Annotated in this window: 13 protein-coding genes; 10 read left to right on the top strand and 3 right to left on the bottom strand. The window is 61.3% G+C overall.

Annotated elements, in window-relative coordinates:
* The first annotated feature begins 68 nt into the window (after positions 1-68).
* The 5 genes from nrfE to pbpG all read left to right on the top strand — a co-directional run bounded on the left by nrfE (position 69) and on the right by pbpG (position 5,700).
* A complete protein-coding gene (gene nrfE, locus GWQ27_RS20095; RefSeq protein ID WP_099993502.1) occupies positions 69-2,018 on the top strand; it encodes a heme lyase NrfEFG subunit NrfE in 1,950 nt (649 codons plus the stop codon).
* Positions 2,015-2,584: a DsbE family thiol:disulfide interchange protein gene (locus GWQ27_RS20090; protein WP_099993504.1), complete on the top strand. Its 570-nt coding sequence runs from the start codon at positions 2,015-2,017 to the stop codon at positions 2,582-2,584. Before nrfE ends, GWQ27_RS20090 begins: the two co-directional genes overlap by 4 nt.
* Positions 2,581-3,771, top strand: a complete 1,191-nt coding sequence (nrfF, locus tag GWQ27_RS20085) for a heme lyase NrfEFG subunit NrfF (protein ID WP_275908169.1) — start codon at positions 2,581-2,583, stop codon at positions 3,769-3,771. The genes GWQ27_RS20090 and nrfF overlap by 4 nt, the downstream gene beginning before the upstream one ends.
* A gap of 123 nt (positions 3,772-3,894) precedes the next feature.
* Positions 3,895-4,350 (top strand): NUDIX domain-containing protein, encoded by a 456-nt coding sequence (locus GWQ27_RS20080; protein WP_275908168.1) that lies wholly within the window; start codon positions 3,895-3,897, stop codon positions 4,348-4,350.
* A gap of 429 nt (positions 4,351-4,779) precedes the next feature.
* Positions 4,780-5,700 carry a D-alanyl-D-alanine endopeptidase gene (gene pbpG / locus GWQ27_RS20075; RefSeq protein WP_059113390.1) on the top strand — a complete coding sequence of 307 codons (921 nt, stop codon included), beginning with the start codon at positions 4,780-4,782 and terminating at the stop codon, positions 5,698-5,700.
* Positions 5,701-5,797: 97 nt separating this feature from the next.
* On the opposite strand, the gene GWQ27_RS20070 is transcribed toward pbpG, so the two are convergent.
* Positions 5,798-7,183 carry a tryptophanase gene (locus tag GWQ27_RS20070; RefSeq protein WP_275908167.1) on the bottom strand — a complete coding sequence of 462 codons (1,386 nt, stop codon included), beginning with the start codon at positions 7,181-7,183 and terminating at the stop codon, positions 5,798-5,800.
* A 454-nt stretch (positions 7,184-7,637) separates the two neighbouring features.
* Here GWQ27_RS20070 and GWQ27_RS20065 point away from each other — a divergent pair, with 454 nt between their 5' ends.
* The 3 genes from GWQ27_RS20065 (at position 7,638) to GWQ27_RS20055 (ending at position 10,705) form a co-directional block, all read left to right on the top strand.
* Positions 7,638-7,781 (top strand): DUF2256 domain-containing protein, encoded by a 144-nt coding sequence (locus GWQ27_RS20065; protein WP_017412211.1) that lies wholly within the window; start codon positions 7,638-7,640, stop codon positions 7,779-7,781.
* A complete protein-coding gene (locus GWQ27_RS20060; RefSeq protein ID WP_275908166.1) occupies positions 7,781-9,301 on the top strand; it encodes a cryptochrome/photolyase family protein in 1,521 nt (506 codons plus the stop codon). The genes GWQ27_RS20065 and GWQ27_RS20060 overlap by 1 nt, the downstream gene beginning before the upstream one ends.
* A 150-nt stretch (positions 9,302-9,451) precedes the next feature.
* Positions 9,452-10,705, top strand: a complete 1,254-nt coding sequence (locus tag GWQ27_RS20055; protein WP_042467647.1) for a D-amino acid dehydrogenase — start codon at positions 9,452-9,454, stop codon at positions 10,703-10,705.
* 79 nt (positions 10,706-10,784) lie between these two features.
* Here GWQ27_RS20055 and GWQ27_RS20050 read toward each other — a convergent pair whose 3' ends face one another.
* Positions 10,785-11,465 carry a TetR/AcrR family transcriptional regulator gene (locus GWQ27_RS20050; RefSeq protein ID WP_275908165.1) on the bottom strand — a complete coding sequence of 227 codons (681 nt, stop codon included), beginning with the start codon at positions 11,463-11,465 and terminating at the stop codon, positions 10,785-10,787.
* 179 nt (positions 11,466-11,644) lie between these two features.
* Between GWQ27_RS20050 and GWQ27_RS20045 the strand changes: the two genes are divergently transcribed.
* Complete coding sequence (locus tag GWQ27_RS20045; protein ID WP_275908164.1) at positions 11,645-13,576, top strand: amidohydrolase family protein; 1,932 nt, start codon at positions 11,645-11,647, stop codon at positions 13,574-13,576.
* A gap of 215 nt (positions 13,577-13,791) precedes the next feature.
* Positions 13,792-14,958 (top strand): glycosyltransferase family 9 protein, encoded by a 1,167-nt coding sequence (locus tag GWQ27_RS20040; RefSeq protein WP_275908163.1) that lies wholly within the window; start codon positions 13,792-13,794, stop codon positions 14,956-14,958.
* Between the two features lie 65 nt (positions 14,959-15,023).
* Here the strand turns inward: GWQ27_RS20040 and GWQ27_RS20035 are convergent, their stop codons facing one another.
* Complete coding sequence (locus GWQ27_RS20035; protein WP_275908162.1) at positions 15,024-15,689, bottom strand: transporter substrate-binding domain-containing protein; 666 nt, start codon at positions 15,687-15,689, stop codon at positions 15,024-15,026.
* Between the last annotated feature and the right edge of the window lie 216 nt (positions 15,690-15,905).

Here is a 15,905-nt window from a genome sequence, read left to right as displayed (position 1 = left end):
TATCCCACAGCGCCAGTACGGTGCAGACGCTGCGGTATAACATAGACGAATGATTGACTGGAGGTTGTGTGCTGGCGGAGTTCGGCTATCTCTCACTGTTGCTGGCAACGGCGCTCTCTCTGGCGCAAGGCACCCTGCCCTGGCTGGGCCTGAGGCTGGCATCGCCCCCTCTGCTGGGCTGTGCCAAGCCGCTGGCACTGCTCAATGCCGCCCTGCTGGGGGCTGCCCTGCTGCTGCTCGCCAGCTGCTTTGCCCGGGATGATTTTACCGTCAGCTATGTGGCCCAGCACGCCAACAGCGCCCTGCCCATGGGCTTCAAGCTGGCGGCGGTCTGGGGCGGCCATGAAGGCTCCATGCTCTTCTTCGTGTTTGCGCTGGCGCTCTGGGGCGCCCTGGTGGCGCTCTGCTCGCAGCGGGTCGACTCGCTGATCCGTGCCCGTGTGCTCGCCATCATGGGGCTGATAGTGGGGCTGTTTGGACTCTATACCCTTGTCTTCTCCAGCCCGTTTGACCGGCAGTTCCCTGGGCCCCAGGAGGGACGCGATCTCAATCCCATGTTGCAGGACATAGGCCTCATCATTCACCCGCCCCTGCTCTATCTCGGCTACGTGGGCTTTGCAGTCAACTTCGCCTTCGCCATGGCGGCGCTGCACTCGGGCAGGCTGGACGGCGCCGTGGCCCACTGGAGCCGCCCCTGGGCACTGGGCTCCTGGGTGTTTCTCACCGCCGGTATCCTGCTCGGCTCCTGGTGGGCCTATTACGAGCTCGGCTGGGGTGGCTGGTGGTTCTGGGATCCGGTGGAAAACGCCTCCCTGCTGCCCTGGCTGCTCGGCACCGCCCTGCTGCATGCCCTTATCGTCTGCGAGAAGCGCGGCGCTTACGGCCACGGCGTGCTGCTGCTCTCCATCTTCACCTTCGCCCTGAGCCTGCTCGGCACCTTCGTGGTGCGCTCCGGCGTGCTCACCTCGGTGCACGCCTTCGCGGTGGATCCCAATCGCGGCCTCACCCTCTTGCTGCTGCTCGGCCTGTTATTGACCACGGCGCTCACCCTGTTTGCGCTGCGGGCCGATACCCGCGCCCCCTACGCCCGCTTCAGCTTCTGGTCAAAAGAGGGACTCTTGGGCGCCGCCATACTGCTGCTCAGCGTGGCCTGCGCCTGCGTGTTGCTCGGCACCTTCTACCCCATGGTGTTCCAGTCCCTGCACCTGGGCTCGCTCTCGGTCGGTGCGCCTTATTTCAACGCTGTTTTCGTGCCGCTGGCCCTGGTGCTGATGGCACTGATGACCCAGATCCCGCGCCTGCGCTGGCAATGTCTTGCGGCCAGCCCCCCCATCAAGCGGAGAGTGCCGCCTCTGCTCGGCCTGCTCGGGGGCGGCCTGCTCAGCCTGGGGTATCGCGATCTTGGCGCCCTCAGTTGGGTTGGCCTTGTCGCCAACGTGCTGAGTCTCTGGCTGGTGGCAAGCCTGCTGCTCAATTTCTCATTCAAGACCCATGGCCTGAGTGCCAACCGGCTGGGGAGTGTGCTCGCCCACCTGGGAGTCGCCATATGTGCCCTTGGCATCAATCAGGTGAGCCACTACAGCCAGGAGGGGGGCACAGTATTAAAAGCGGGCAGCCCCTACCAGCTTGGCGCCTATACCTTTCGCTATGAGGGGAACGAGCCCCTCCTCGGCCCCAACTACACTGCCGAGCGCATTACGCTGAGCGTGCACAAAGGCGCCAAGGAGGTGGCGCGGCTGATGCCGGAGCGGCGCCACTACAGCGTGCGCACCATGAACATGAATGAACCGGGCATCGCGTGGGGGCTGTTTGGGGATCTCTACGTGGTGCTCGGCGAGAAGATGGGGCCGGACGCCTACGCCATGCGCCTTCACTACAAGCCACTGGTGCGCTGGATCTGGCTGGGGGGCATGCTGATGATGGCGGGAGGTGCCCTGCGTTTGCTGGGGCGCAAGCCGTTGCTGGCATCCCGTCCAGCCAAGATCCCGCAGCCCCTGCGCGAACAGGAGGCACCATGAGCCCGCGCCTGCGCCTTTTTATCCCCTTGCTGCTGACCCTGGGCCTCGGCACCCTGCTTTGGCTGGGGCTTGCCAACAATCCCTACCGCCAGGACGAGGCGACCCTGGGGCGTACCCTGCCCCAGTGGCAGAGCGAAAACCTGCTGGATGGGGGGCTTGTCCACACCGATCAACTCAAGGGTGAGCCCTTTGTGCTCAACGTCTGGGCTAGCTGGTGCCCCAACTGCCGCGCCGAGCACCCGCTGCTCGCCGAGCTGGCCAAGACAGTGCCCCTCTACGGCCTCAACTACAGAGACAAGGGCGAAGCGGCACGTGCCTGGCTTGAGGAGGCAGGCAACCCCTATCGCGCCGTGCTGGCGGACTCGGACGGCAAGCTGGCGCTGGAGCTCGGCGTCTACGGCACGCCGGAGACTTATCTGTTTGCCGCCGACGGCACCCTGCTCACCCGCCACACGGGCGAGCTGACTGCCGATATCTGGCAGCGCCAGTTTGTGCCAAAGCTCAAGGCCGCCCGCGCCACGACCCTGACATCCTCAACGACCACCCGGCAGGAGGGCAAACCATGAAGACCCCTGTCATCCTCTGCACCCTGCTGCTTGTACTCGGTATGAGCGTGGGCGCCCTGGCCAGCGGGGTCGATACCTATCAGTTCCAGCACCCGGAGCGACAGAGCCGCGCCCAGGATCTCGCACGCGCCCTGCGCTGCCCCCAATGCCAGAACCAGAACCTGGTGGAGTCCAACTCCCCCATCGCCCGGGATCTGCGGCTCGAGGTCTACCACTGGGTGGACGAGGGGCAGAGCGACGAGCAGGTGATCGCCCGCATGACCAGCCGATTTGGCGACTTCGTGCGCTACGATCCCCCCTTCAAGGCCAGCACCCTGCTGCTCTGGGCTGGTCCCCTCCTCCTGCTGGGACTGGCACTGACCACACTGGGACGCCGTCTGAAAGCCAAAGGGGATCAGGCCGTCCCGCTCAACGGCTCTGCCAGCAGGCAAACCGCCGACCCGCGCAGTGAGTTGAATCGCCTGATCATGCTCAGGGAGCAGACCTGTCTCCCCCCAGAACATCCCCTCTATCAGGAGCTGACCGCAGCCAACCTTGACAATGCCACGCCGGCGGCGGAGCTGGCCCTGCGCGAGCGGCTGACCCATCGATCTGGCAACTGCGGCAGCCACACGCAGCACAAGGGCGTCCTTCTGCTGCTCGGAATCGTGATGGTCGGCGGGCTCGCCACCTTTTATGCCGGCAGCGGCCGCTATCAGGCATGGCAGGCTTATCAGTCACGCCCCGATCCGCTGGCGAGGCTGAGTCCGCGGGATCTGCAGGACAAGGAGCTGGGGGATCTGCATCAAACCCTGCAGCGCAATCCGCAAGACCTCGACAGTTGGGCAGCGCTGGGGCAGCTCTATCTCTATCGGGATGAATACGAGAACGCCTGGCTCGCCTATCAGCGCCTCGCCCTGCTTGAAGGGGGCGCCAGTGCCGCCACCCTGGCCGCCCAGGCGACTGTGCGCTACTACCAGGCAGGCCAGCAGATCACCCCAGAGGCGCGCCACTTGCTCGATAGCGCCCTCAAGCAGGATAAAGGGGAAGTGAGCGCCCTGATGCTGCTCGCCTCCGATCACTTCCTGCACGGCCGCTACCGCCAGGCCATCGCCCTGTGGCAACAACTGCTGGATAGCGAGCGCCCTCGTATCAACCGTGCAGCGCTGATTGAGGCGATCCAGACGGCAAAAATGATGGGAGGCTGACGGGTTGGAGGATCCATCCTTCACCCTGTTGCCCAGGCCAATATCAACAGGAAATGACTTGCCATCACGCCAATCCAGGACAAACAATACGAGCCCCTTTATTCCACCGCAGGAGCCTTCCCCATGATCCCCATTCGCTGTCACGCCGTCTCCGGTGTGGCGTTATCGGAAATCGATGGCCAAACCAAAATACTGCTGATGAAGCGGGTCAAGGGCGGCTTCTGGTGCCATGTGGCGGGCACGGTGGAGGCGGGTGAAACCGGCTGGCAGACCATTATTCGCGAGATGGGTGAAGAGACAGGCATCGCCGTCACAGCGCTATACAGCGGCGAATACCTTGAGCAGTTTTACGAATCGGCCTCGAATACCGTGATGGTGGTGCCGGTCTTTGTGGTCTATTGCCCACCCAATCAAGCGGTCACCCTCAACGACGAGCACACCGAATATCGCTGGTGTTCGCTCACCGAAGCCAAGGCGCTGGTGAGCTTTCCCGGGCAGAAGGCGCTCTATGACCACATCTGGCACTATTTTGTCGAAAACAGCCCCTCGGCACTGATGCAAATGACTATCCCTTCGTAACCGCAGAGGGGGCTCTTCTCGTCTGCGCCATCATACAACTTCGACGATAAGATGCCGCCCCTCTCCGAAGGGGCGCCCTGTCTGTTCAGGGTTGCCCTCTGGTACCGTTTTACCCGGCGCCAGGGTGATAAACAGGCTGTCGAGAGCGACAGCCTCCTCCAGGGCACAAAAAAGTGGTAACGAATGGCCATAACAGGCATATAGTGCGCCACCATAGCACGTCACAATGACAGCGGGTTCTGACGACCATCAGACCCATACATGGCTCGATACTTCATGGAACTGGTCGCCATATAGCCCCGAACGTGGGTATATCAAGGCACAAGGCCCCATAAAAATGAAATATCGGGCCGTTAAACGTTGTGAAGCGTCAATTACCGTCATATAACTAGCCAAATACCCCTGTCAGTCGTACGGAAGCGTCAAATCATGATTATTCGCCCTTTTCTTACCCTGTTGCTCGGTGCCTTCCTCATTCCCGTCAGCATGGAGAGCGTCCAGGCCAACCCGTTTTCAGCAGCATCTCCCTCCCCCAATCGCTTTCTCGAACAACGCAGCGATCTGGCCCTGAGTTCGGCCTCCTTCGTGGTCGCCAACCCGCGCACCGGCGAGGTACTCTCCGAGCGCAACGCCAACCGTGTGATGCCGATTGCCTCCATCACCAAATTGATGACGGCGCTGGTAGTGCTCGATGCCAATCAGCGTCTCTCCGAGACGCTCACCGTTACCATGGCCGACGTGGATCGCCTCAAGGGCACGGGTTCACGGTTGGCGGTAGGTTCACGCCTCAGCCGCGCCGACATGCTGCATATTGCCTTGATGTCGTCGGAAAATCGCGCCGCCTCGGCCCTAGCAAGACACTACCCGGGGGGGCAACGCGCCTTTATCGAAGCGATGAATGCCAAGGCCAGCATGCTTGGCATGTGGAGCACCCAGTTTGCAGACAGCACTGGCCTCAATCCGCGCAATGTCTCCAGCGCCCATGATCTGGCCAAGCTGGTGGCGGCCGCTTCGGCCTACCCGCTGATCCGGCAATACTCCGCCACAGAGCAGCGCATGGTACGCAATGGCAAGCGCCAGCTGCACTATCTCAACTCCAACCGACTGGTGCGCGAAGGCAGCTGGCTGGTCACCCTCTCCAAGACGGGCTACATCCGCGAGGCGGGTCGCTGTCTGGTGATGGCAACCCAGATCAACCGCGAACCGGTGATCCTGGTGCTGCTCAATGCCGATACCCCCAATGCCAGGGTGGCGGATGCCAAGCGTATCAAGTCCTGGCTGGAGAGCTCGGGTCGCACCAGCCTGACGGCTCAATCCAGCCCCCAGACCAAGTTGTTCAGCAGCCAGTAATCCGCGTCCATCCCAAAATGTAAAAAGCCCCCGCACCACTGGTGCGGGGGCTTTGCTGTTGCGTGGCCAATGGTGCCGGTCAAGAAACCGGCCCTGTTTAGACCGGCTTGAGCCGGGCTGTGAAGTGGCGCAGCAGCGGCGGTTCATAGTCGAAGGTGAGACCGCGGATCTCGCTGGCCCTCGTCTTGACCGCAATTAGGCAATCAGCCACATAGTCCATGTGATCCCGGGTATAGACCCGGCGCGGAATGGTGAGACGCAATAGCTCGAAGTCCGCCGCCTCCTGCTTGCCGGTGGCCGGATCGCGCCCCAGCAGCAGTGAGCCTATCTCCACCCCGCGCACACCCCCCTCCAAATAGAGGGCGCAGGCCAGGGCATGGGCCGGGAACTGCTCCCCCGGTATATGGGGCAGCAGCTTCTTGGCATCCACAAAGACCGCATGACCGCCGGTTGGCGTCTGGATTGGGATGCCCGCCTCGGCCAGCCGCTCGCCGAGATAAGCCACCTGACCGATGCGATAGGTCAGATACTCCTCGTCCATCCCTTCCCGCAGGCCGATGGCCAGCGCCGCCATGTCACGGCCGGCAAGACCACCGTAGGTAACGAACCCCTCCATCGCCACGCAGCGCACTTGCACCGAGCGGAACAGGTCGAGATCCTCCTTGAAGCAGCAAAGACCGCCGATATTGACCAGCCCGTCCTTTTTGGCCGACATGGTGAACATGTCCCCCAGGTCAAACATCTGGCGCACTATCTCCTTGATGCTGCTCTTGGCGTAATCCGGGTCGCGCTCCTTGATAAACCAGGCGTTTTCGGCAAAGCGGGCGGCATCGATCACCACAGGAATATGGTGACGACGTGCAAGCTCGGAAACAGCCTGCATATTGCCCATGGAGACCGGCTGACCGCCAGCACTGTTGCAGGTGACAGTGATGATGACAGCGGCCACATTGTCGGCCCCCAGCGTCTCTATGGTGTCGGTCAGGCGACCGAGATCGAAATCCCCCTTCCAGGCATAAGGGGCCGTGGTGTCGAGGGCCTTCGGTGTGAGCAGGTTGATGGCCCGCGCGCCCGCCAACTCTACATGGGCCTTGGTGGTGTCGAAGTGGTAGTTGGAGATGAAGACCGGCGCCTTGCCCTTGCAACGCTTGACCAGCTCGGGAAAGAGGATCTGCTCGGCCCCTCGCCCCTGGTGGGTGGGCATCACATGCTGGTAGCCAAACAACTCGCGCACGGTACGCTCCAGCTCGACGAAGTTGCGGCTGCCCGCATAGGCTTCATCCCCCATCATGATGCCGGCCCACTGGCGATCGGACATGGCGCCCGTGCCGCTGTCGGTCAGCAGATCGATATAGACATCTTCGGCCAGCAGCAGGAAGGGATTCCAGCCTGCGGCCTCAAGGGCGGCGCGGCGCTCGGCGCCAGTGGTCTGTTTGATGGGCTCGACCATCTTGATACGAAAGGGTTCGGGTATACGACGCATATAAGACTCCTCACCGGCGCGAGGCCAGTGTTGCAGACACATTGAAGTTCAAGAGGTTGTCAGAGGCGAGCTGGGCTCGCGCCAGGCACGGCAGGGTGTCAGCGGTGAGGAAAATCGAAGGTGAGAATGGGATCTCGGGTATACCAGTGGGCGAGCAGGCAAGCTGCCCGGGGCCTAGCTGTCATGACAGGCATCACTCCCCTCCGTATTGGTTGCAAACTGTGTCGGTGGCAAACCATCTTGATTGCCAAGCAGTGCTGCCAACTGGCAGCCTCGCCACGTTAACGGCTGGTTAACCCGCAGACAACGGGTATGCTGACACGCTGTGCGCCTGCTCACAAAGTACGCATGCGTGCGGCAAGCCAGGGTTGTAGATGATCCGCCCACCCTCCTTGTTCGTTAAGCTCCCTACGCGCAACCCATATCAGTCATTACCCAAGGCCCGGAAGCCATCATGCATCGCAAACCCCATCTGCCCGAGAAAATATGCCCCGTCTGCCTGCGGCCTTTCGCCTGGCGACGCAAGTGGGCCCGCAACTGGCAGGAGGTTCGCTATTGCAGCGAGCGCTGTCGCCACCAGAAAGGAGCCAGAACCTGATGGAACTGCGTTTAATCCTCGGCGATCAACTCAACGCCAGTCACAGCTGGTTTCGTACCCCGGATCCCGACGTCTGCTATCTGCTGGCGGAGCTGCGCCAGGAGACCGACTACTGCCACCACCATCGTCAGAAGGTGCTGGCCTTTTTCGCCGCCATGCGCGCCTTCGCCGCGGCCCTCACCAAGGCGGGTCACAGAGTCTGCTATCTCACCCTGGATGAAACCAGGCACTGGCCGAACCTGCCGGCCCTGCTCGATGCCCAGATTATCCACCACCAGGCCAGCCGCTTTGCCTGGCAGAGCCCGGATGAGTGGCGGCTGGCCACGCAGCTTGAACAGTGGGCCGCGGGGCTCGCCATGCCTGCCCATCAGGTCGACAGCGAACATTTCCTCACACCGAGGGATGGCTGGCAGCGCTATCCCCACAGCCGGATGGAGTTTTTCTACCGCGCTCTGCGCAAGCAATATGGTGTGTTGCTCGATGAAGGGGGCAAGCCCCTTGGCGGGCGCTGGAACTTTGACAGCGAAAACCGGGCCAAACTGCCCGAGCGCCAGCCCATCCCGGCCCCGCTCTTGTTTGCCAACGATGTGCAGGATATCGATGCAATGCTGTTGCATCACGGGGTGAACACATTGGGCTCGGCCGATGCCGGCGCCCTCCCCTGGCCCATCACCCGACGCCAGAGCCGGGAACTGCTCGATCACTTTCTGACCCACTGCCTGCCCTACTTTGGCCGCTATCAGGATGCCCTGAGCGAGCGGGGCTGGAGCCTGTTTCACAGCCGCTTGTCGTTCTCCCTGAACAGCAAGATGCTCCACCCCCTCGAGGTGATCCGTGCAGCCGAAACCCACTGGCAGGCCAATCAGGGCACCATCACGCTGGCACAGGTCGAAGGGTTTATCCGCCAGATCCTCGGCTGGCGCGAGTTTGTCCGCGCCCTCTACTGGGAGCGGATGCCCGAGCTTGGCGACACCAATTTTCTGGCAGCCAGCCGGCCACTGCCCGCCTACTTCTGGAGCGGAGCAACCCGCATGGCCTGCATGGGGCACGCTATCCGGCAATCTCTGGAACACGGCTACGCCCATCATATCCAGCGGCTCATGGTGACAGGCAACTTTGCCCTGCTGGCGGGGATCAATCCGGACGAGGTCGATGAGTGGTATTTGGGGATCTACGTGGATGCCATCGAGTGGGTGGAACTGCCCAACACCCGAGGCATGAGCCAGTTTGCCGATGGCGGCCTGATGGGCAGCAAGCCCTACGCCAGCAGCGGCGCTTATCTGGATCGGATGGGTCACTACTGCAAAGGGTGTCACTATGACGTCAAGGCCCGCAGCGGTGACACCAGTTGCCCGTTCAATAGCCTCTACTGGCACTTTTTATGGCGCAATCGGGACAAGCTTGGCAACAATCCTCGCCTCGCTCTCCCTTATGCCAACTGGGATGGTCAAACGGAAGTGCAGCAGCAGGCCACCCTGACAACCGCGGCCCATCATCTGATCCATATCGAACAGCTTTGATGCCACAGTTAATGCCATCAAACCAGCCAATTCCGACATTGAAAACCAGTTAAATAATTGTAACCAGATGTATATTCCGATTATATCTATACCAGTTGAATATCCTGTGGCGGCTGATTATGGTGATGGCCCCAGTCAAGGAGAGACAAGATGGACATAGTGGTACTCGGTGGTGGCGTGGTCGGTGTGACCAGCGCCTGGTATCTGGCCAAAGCGGGCCACAAGGTGACCCTGCTGGAGCGACGGGATGGGGTGGCGCTGGAGACCAGCCATGCCAACGCCGGCCAGATCTCCCCCGGCTATGCGGCACCCTGGGCGGCGCCCGGCATTCCCCTCAAGGCCGCCAAATGGCTGCTGCAAAAACATGCGCCTTTCACGGTGCGCCCGACCTCGGATCCTTTCCAGCTGCGCTGGATGCTGAAGATGTTCGCCAACTGCACCCCGGCAGCCTATGCCACCAACAAGGGACGCATGGTACGCCTTGCCGAATACAGCCGCGACTGCATGAAGACGCTGCGGGACGAGTTGGCACTGGACTACGAAGGACGCCAGCTCGGCACCTTGCAGCTGTTTCGAAGCCAGGCCCAGCTCGATGCCAGCAAACGGGATATCGAGGTGCTGGAAGAGTATGGCGTCCCCTATCAGTCACTGGATGCCAGTGGTTGTGAAGGGGTTGAACCGGCATTGGCACGGGTACGTGGCAAGATAGTGGGCGGCCTGCGCCTGCCGGGAGATGAAACCGGCGACTGCTTCCGCTTCACCAAGGCACTGGCCGCCGAGGCGCAAAAGCTCGGGGTGGAATTTGTCTTCAACTGCGCCATCGACGAGATTGAGCTCTCTTTGGGGCGCGCCGTGGCGGTGCGGGCCGGTGAGCAGCGTTTCAAGGCCGATGCCATCGTCTGCGCGCTGGGCAGCTATGCTACCGGCTTCCTTCGTCCGCTTGGGATCGATCTGCCCGTCTATCCGGTCAAAGGTTACTCCCTGACCCTGCCCATGACAGATGCCGATGCGGCGCCCCGCAGTACAGTGCTGGATGAAACCTACAAGGTGGCCATCACCCGCTTTAACGAGCGGATCCGGGTCGGTGGCATGGCGGAGCTGTCGGGCTTCAATCTGGCACTCAATCCCAAGCGTTATGACACCCTGGCCATGGTGGTGGGGGATCTTTTCCCAGAAGGGGGCGATATCAGCCGCGCCGAGTTCTGGACAGGACTGCGACCCATGACACCGGACGGCACTCCCCTGGTGGGGCCAAGCCCGGTGCCCGGACTCTGGCTCAATACAGGCCACGGCACCCTGGGCTGGACCATGGCAGCCGGCTCGGGTCAGCTGCTGAGCGATCTGATCAGCGGCAGCTCGACGGCCATCAGCGACGAGGGGCTGACCCTGGCCCGCTACGGGTAACCCTGCGTCCGTCACGACCGTCGGCCAGACACACAAAAGAGGGAGTGCATGGTCACTCCCTCTTTGCATTTAGCCACTATCAGTCAGCAGCCTTGACCATCAAACCCGGCATGGCCTGCCACACCCTGGCGGGGTCTGGCTCGGCAATGGCCGTCGCCACCAGCTGTTCCAGCCACTGGCGATGCAATAGCCACATCTGCGGCCCCTCTCTTCCCTGCTCCTTGGCACACTGCTTCACCACATCTGCCGTCAGGTAGAGGTATCGCACCAGAGCGGTCAATTCGGGCTCGGGCCAACGGCAACCGAAATGGCTCAGCCGCTCGGACCAGAATGCCACCTGACCTCGTTCATGCTCACGCTCCAGCTCATGCAGTGCCGGTACCAGGTCCATCGCTTGCCACAAGGCGCCATAGCCGACGAAGCGGGTATCCAGCTCATCCAGCGCCTGATCCAGCAGTTGCAAGGTTTGTGGCCAGCTGCTGGCCTCCTGGCGGATCACTTCCTGCGCCGCGCATACGGCCGCCAGCCAGTCCATGGCCAACCGGCAGATGATGGCCTCCTTGTTGGGAAAGAGATGATAGAGCGACTTGATCCCTACCCCGGCTCGCGCCGCTATGGCGTTGGTATTGATTGCCAGAAATCCCTGCTCCTGCAACAGCGCCAGAGTGGCCTGCTCTATCCGGGTCACCGTCTCCTGACTGCGCTGCTGTCTGGGCTGGCGCCGCATACAGAGATCGGTGGGCAATAGCGGTTCTGACATGGGTACTCCCTCACCTTGGTCACCAAGCATGATTTTATAACTGCATGATGAAACAAGGAAAATATAAGTCAAAAAGAATATTTTCAGTAATTGCTGGCATTTATCCCGGAAGCTGCAATAAACAGAGGTGCTCATATTTGCAGTAAAAACTGCATTCTAACCAGGGAGAGCAATCGCATATGGATGGCAAGCAACAAGGTTTTACACTGAGCGCGGCGCTGCTGCTGATGGCCGGACTGCTGACCGGCTGCAACCAGGAGAGCACGGAGCCAACAGCGCAACGAACCCTCTATCTCAACGGCAAGATCCACACTCAGGATGGGCAACGCAGGGTCACCGAGGCCATGGTGGTTGCCGATGGCAAGTTTCTCTATGTGGGCACACTGCAAGGGGCCAAGGCCTATCAGACGGTCGGCAGTCAGTCGGTGGATCTGAAAGGCCGGATGGTATTGCCCGGTCTGCACGACAACCATATCCATCTGCTCGGCACAGTGGCACTGGACATGTGCGATCTCGATGGCCAGAGCGTCACGCTGGATCAGCTGGCGGACAAGATAAAAACATGTCTGCCCCGTTATGCCCCGGGCAAGGGAAGCTGGCTGGTGGTCAATCAGTGGTCCCCCTACGACGGCAATACGCCGACGGCGACCCATGCCACCCTGCTGGCCGCGCTGGATGTCGCGGCGCCAGACAATCCGGTGGTGCTCTTTGGGGTCGATGGTCATGCCAGTGCCTACAACTCGCAAGCGCTGGCCAATGCGCAGGATCAGGATGGCAATACAGTGGGTTTCAACGATGTGACCCTGGCACCGGGGGGCGTGTTTGCACATTTTCAGCCCTACGTTGACCTGACCAGTGGCGTGATCAGGGAGGGGGCTCGCAGCGCCATTCCGGTGCCGGAAACCACAGTGCTCAACGCCAGCGATGAACAGGCGGCAGCAGAGTATGACAAGATATTGCCTGCGGTCTCTTCCTTGATGGCTTCCCGTGGCATAACCGGGATCCAGGATGCCTGCGCCACCGATTTCATCCGCCAGCGCCTGCTCAACATGCAGAAACGTGGATTGCTGCACATGCGCGTCACTGCCGCCACCTGTTTTCACCAGGATGACTACAGCGGCAAGCTGGATATCGCCGGCCACCTCGCCAAGGCCAGCCAGGTCAGGAGCGCCTTTGCCGACAATCCGCTGATCAAGGCCGATGCCGTGAAGGTCTTCCTCGATGGCGTGCTGGAAGGAGATCCCTTCACCACACCGCCCTTTCTGCCCAATGCAGGCATGCTGGAAAACTACCAGCACCCCCATCTGACCATGGATCTTGCCACCGAGCAGGTGACCATCACCGCCAACAGCGAGGATGCTGGCAGCAACGGCATCGTCAATTACCGGGATGCCGACCTCAAGGACTATGTCACCGCACTCGATAACGCGGGTTTCAGCATTCATATGCACAGCATCGGCGATCGCAGCACCCGGGTCGGACTGGATGCCTTGCAGGCCGCCCGTACCAGCAATGGTGACAAGGGGATCCCCCATACCCTGGCCCATCTGCAGGTTGTCCACCCTGACGATCAGAAAAGGCTGGGGGAGCTGGGGCTGTATCTCACCTTCACCTACGCCTGGACCACGCCCCAGATAGCCTATGACATGCTGGTCACCCCCTTCATCCAGCCGACCAGAGCAGGACAATCCTTGAGCGAGGCACTGTATGACCCCCTCGGCTACCTGCACGATGCGCTCTATCCGGTCGAGAATGCTCGCAAGGCGGGCGCCATCCTGGTGGCAGGCAGCGATGCACCTGTGGATAGCCGGGACCCCCGCCCCTTCGTCAACATGGCAGCAGGGATCGCCAAAGCGGCGGGCGATGGCGAGGATTACCGCCCCCATCAGCGCACCTCCCTCGCCGAAATACTGGCGGCCTATACCATCAATGGGGCCAAGGCAGTACGCCAGCAAGCCGTCACAGGATCCATCGAGACAGGCAAGTCCGCCGATTTCATCGTGCTGGACAGGGATCTGTTCGCCCTGGTCGAGGCCGGAACACCGGCCAAGATAGCCGAGACCGAGGTCGAGCTGACTGTCTTCAAGGGGGAAACCGTCTACTCTCGCTGAGCCATCAAGACCCCTGCCGTGAACCATGCAGGCGGCAGGCCTTTCCAACGCCAGAAAGCAGGAGCAGCCCAGGCTGCTCTTTTTATTGCGTCAGATTAACGTCTCTTTGGCTCGCGAGATACCGCCCTTTTTCTTCCTCTTTTCCTCCTCTCTTAACACTGGCTTAAGGATCCCCTGTCACCTTGCAGCCATTGTCATGAACGGAGCCACCCTGTATGAGCACCCTCAGAGATGCCCTGCGTCGTTTCGACGGTCAGCGCCGTTGCTGGACGGCCGGGCTTGAGCGATCCCTCCTCGCCTGGCTTGCCAGACGAGGCAAGCTGCCGGCCTCAAACCAGCCACCCCAACGGATCCTCATCATCCGCAGCACCAACCGGATCGGCAACAATCTGTTCCTGCTGCCGTTTTTGCAACAGGTACGCCGCGCCCATCCTTTTGCCGAGATAGAACTGGTGTGCAGCGGTGGACAACTGCTTCCCTTTCTTGGCGACAAGCAGTTGCAGCGCATCCATCAGGTCAGGTTGCAGGGCAAGCACCTTATCCCGGCACTGCCCCGGTTGTGGCATCTGCGTCGCCAACATTATGACAGTGTCTATGTGCCTTTTGCCTCCAGCACGGATCACCTGATCGCCGCCTGGGTACGGGCCAGCGAGAAGGTGGGTTTTGACGATGCCAGAGGCGATGCGTTGTTTGACCGGTTGATCGCACCCGACACTCACTGCCACTACGCTCACCAACCGCTGCAGCTGCTGGGCATGCACGCCAGCCAGGCCGATCAGATTGAACTGGGTAGCCAGCTACATGCCGCCTGCCCCCACCTGACCGCGCTGGCACAGGCTCATTCCGGCCGCCCCCTCATCGGCTTTTTCACCGGCGCACGCAAGGGCAAGGGGCTCTCCCTTCCACAATGGCAGCGACTGCTCGGGGATCTGCGCCGCCACAGCCCGGATGCCCTGCTGATCCAGCTCACGGATCCTGCCTCCCCTTTGTCCCCCCTTGGCGACATGCAGGTATCCCTTCACACCTTAAGCGAACTGACCCGCTTCACCGGCGGCCTCACCCTCTTTGTCAGCTGCGACACTGGCCCCCTTCATCTGGCTGCCGCCAGCGGTGTGCCCTGCCTCGGGCTCTTTACCCAGACAGATCCCGCGCGCTACGGCTGCCTCGGGGCCCAGCACCTCAACCAAGTGGTCGACGATCGCAATGCCATTGCCCTCGATGCCCACTGGCTTGCCGAGACGCTGGCGCGCCAGCAAACACCTAGGGAGCGGCAAGCCCCTCTCTCCCACGTGCAGTACCAGCAAGCATCCGGGGCTCTCTTGCTGGACGGTACCGGGTTGCCCCTTGGCGTCAAAACGGGCGGCCAAAGCCAGCCGTTTTAACGCCAGGACCCAGAGAACATGAAGAGAAACAATGACTCGGCGGGGTATTTCCCCGTTATGATGCCTTATCGATAGCGGGCTTCGATGAGGGCCAGCTGGCCACTCTGGCGCAGCATGACCAGGACGCGGGAGAACTCGGCGGCCCGGCGGTGGAAAGGAGACGTGTTGGCGATGCAGAGGGTCAGCGGGGTCAATCCCAGCTGGAGCGGCACCTCGACTATCTGCCCGGTCAGCCCCAGCTGGCTGAGCTTGAAGTTGGCCACTATGGAGTCGGTGAACATCAGATCGCCCCGACCGGCCGAGAGCATCTTGAAGACGTTATCCACATTCATGGTCAGATGGACCTTGAATCCCACCAGATTCTCCTTGCCCCAGCCATTGCCGATATAGTCGAGAATGGTAAACCCTTTGAGATCGGCCAGGGATTTTGCCTGCTGGATCTGCACCATCCCCGGGTGTCCTGCCTCGGTGAACACCGTCAGTGCAGAGAAGGCGATCGGCTCTTCGACTATCCGGGTATAACCCCGTCGATCCAGGGTCGGCACAGTGACAAAACCGTCGGCCTGGCCGGAACGCACCCGCTTCTGGGCCCGTAGCCAGGGATACCCCTCGTGGCTCACCTTGATATCCAGTTCGCTGGCGACCCTGTCCATCACATCCACCATGATGCCCCGCATCTTGCCCTGCTCGTCCCGCCAGGAGTAGGGGGCAAAATCATCGAAATAGACCATTTTGAGCACAGGAACAGGCGCTGCCTGCGAGCAGGTCGTCAACAACAGCGCCCATAGACACCCGATCCAGACTCCTGGTTTCATCTTTTCCAGCCCCATCGACATCAGCCTGACCTGAGCCTAGTGCAAGCAGGTCGGGTGCGGGCAAGCGGCAACAAAAACAGAGGGAAGGCTTGCGCCTTCCCTCTTTCGTTATGCCCGTTCTCTTTGGTTATG

It is taken from the genome of Aeromonas sp. 5HA1 (assembly GCF_029237245.1).
Lineage (GTDB): Bacteria > Pseudomonadota > Gammaproteobacteria > Enterobacterales > Aeromonadaceae > Aeromonas > Aeromonas salmonicida.
The sequence above is the reverse complement of the archived record's forward strand: the minus strand, read 5'-3'. Positions and strand labels throughout refer to the sequence as shown.

What these genes read in the sequence shown, in the direction of transcription:
- GWQ27_RS20090 (WP_099993504.1), top strand. Translation starts at nt 2,015, where the DNA reads ATGAGCCCGCGCCTGCGCCTTTTTATCCCCTTGCTGCTGACCCTGGGC.
- nrfF (WP_275908169.1), top strand. Translation starts at nt 2,581, where the DNA reads ATGAAGACCCCTGTCATCCTCTGCACCCTGCTGCTTGTACTCGGTATG.
- GWQ27_RS20080 (WP_275908168.1), top strand. Translation starts at nt 3,895, where the DNA reads ATGATCCCCATTCGCTGTCACGCCGTCTCCGGTGTGGCGTTATCGGAA.
- pbpG (WP_059113390.1), top strand. Translation starts at nt 4,780, where the DNA reads ATGATTATTCGCCCTTTTCTTACCCTGTTGCTCGGTGCCTTCCTCATT.
- GWQ27_RS20070 (WP_275908167.1), bottom strand. Translation starts at nt 7,183, where the DNA reads ATGCGTCGTATACCCGAACCCTTTCGTATCAAGATGGTCGAGCCCATC.
- GWQ27_RS20065 (WP_017412211.1), top strand. Translation starts at nt 7,638, where the DNA reads ATGCATCGCAAACCCCATCTGCCCGAGAAAATATGCCCCGTCTGCCTG.
- GWQ27_RS20060 (WP_275908166.1), top strand. Translation starts at nt 7,781, where the DNA reads ATGGAACTGCGTTTAATCCTCGGCGATCAACTCAACGCCAGTCACAGC.
- GWQ27_RS20055 (WP_042467647.1), top strand. Translation starts at nt 9,452, where the DNA reads ATGGACATAGTGGTACTCGGTGGTGGCGTGGTCGGTGTGACCAGCGCC.
- GWQ27_RS20050 (WP_275908165.1), bottom strand. Translation starts at nt 11,465, where the DNA reads ATGTCAGAACCGCTATTGCCCACCGATCTCTGTATGCGGCGCCAGCCC.
- GWQ27_RS20045 (WP_275908164.1), top strand. Translation starts at nt 11,645, where the DNA reads ATGGATGGCAAGCAACAAGGTTTTACACTGAGCGCGGCGCTGCTGCTG.
- GWQ27_RS20040 (WP_275908163.1), top strand. Translation starts at nt 13,792, where the DNA reads ATGAGCACCCTCAGAGATGCCCTGCGTCGTTTCGACGGTCAGCGCCGT.
- GWQ27_RS20035 (WP_275908162.1), bottom strand. Translation starts at nt 15,689, where the DNA reads ATGGTCTATTTCGATGATTTTGCCCCCTACTCCTGGCGGGACGAGCAG.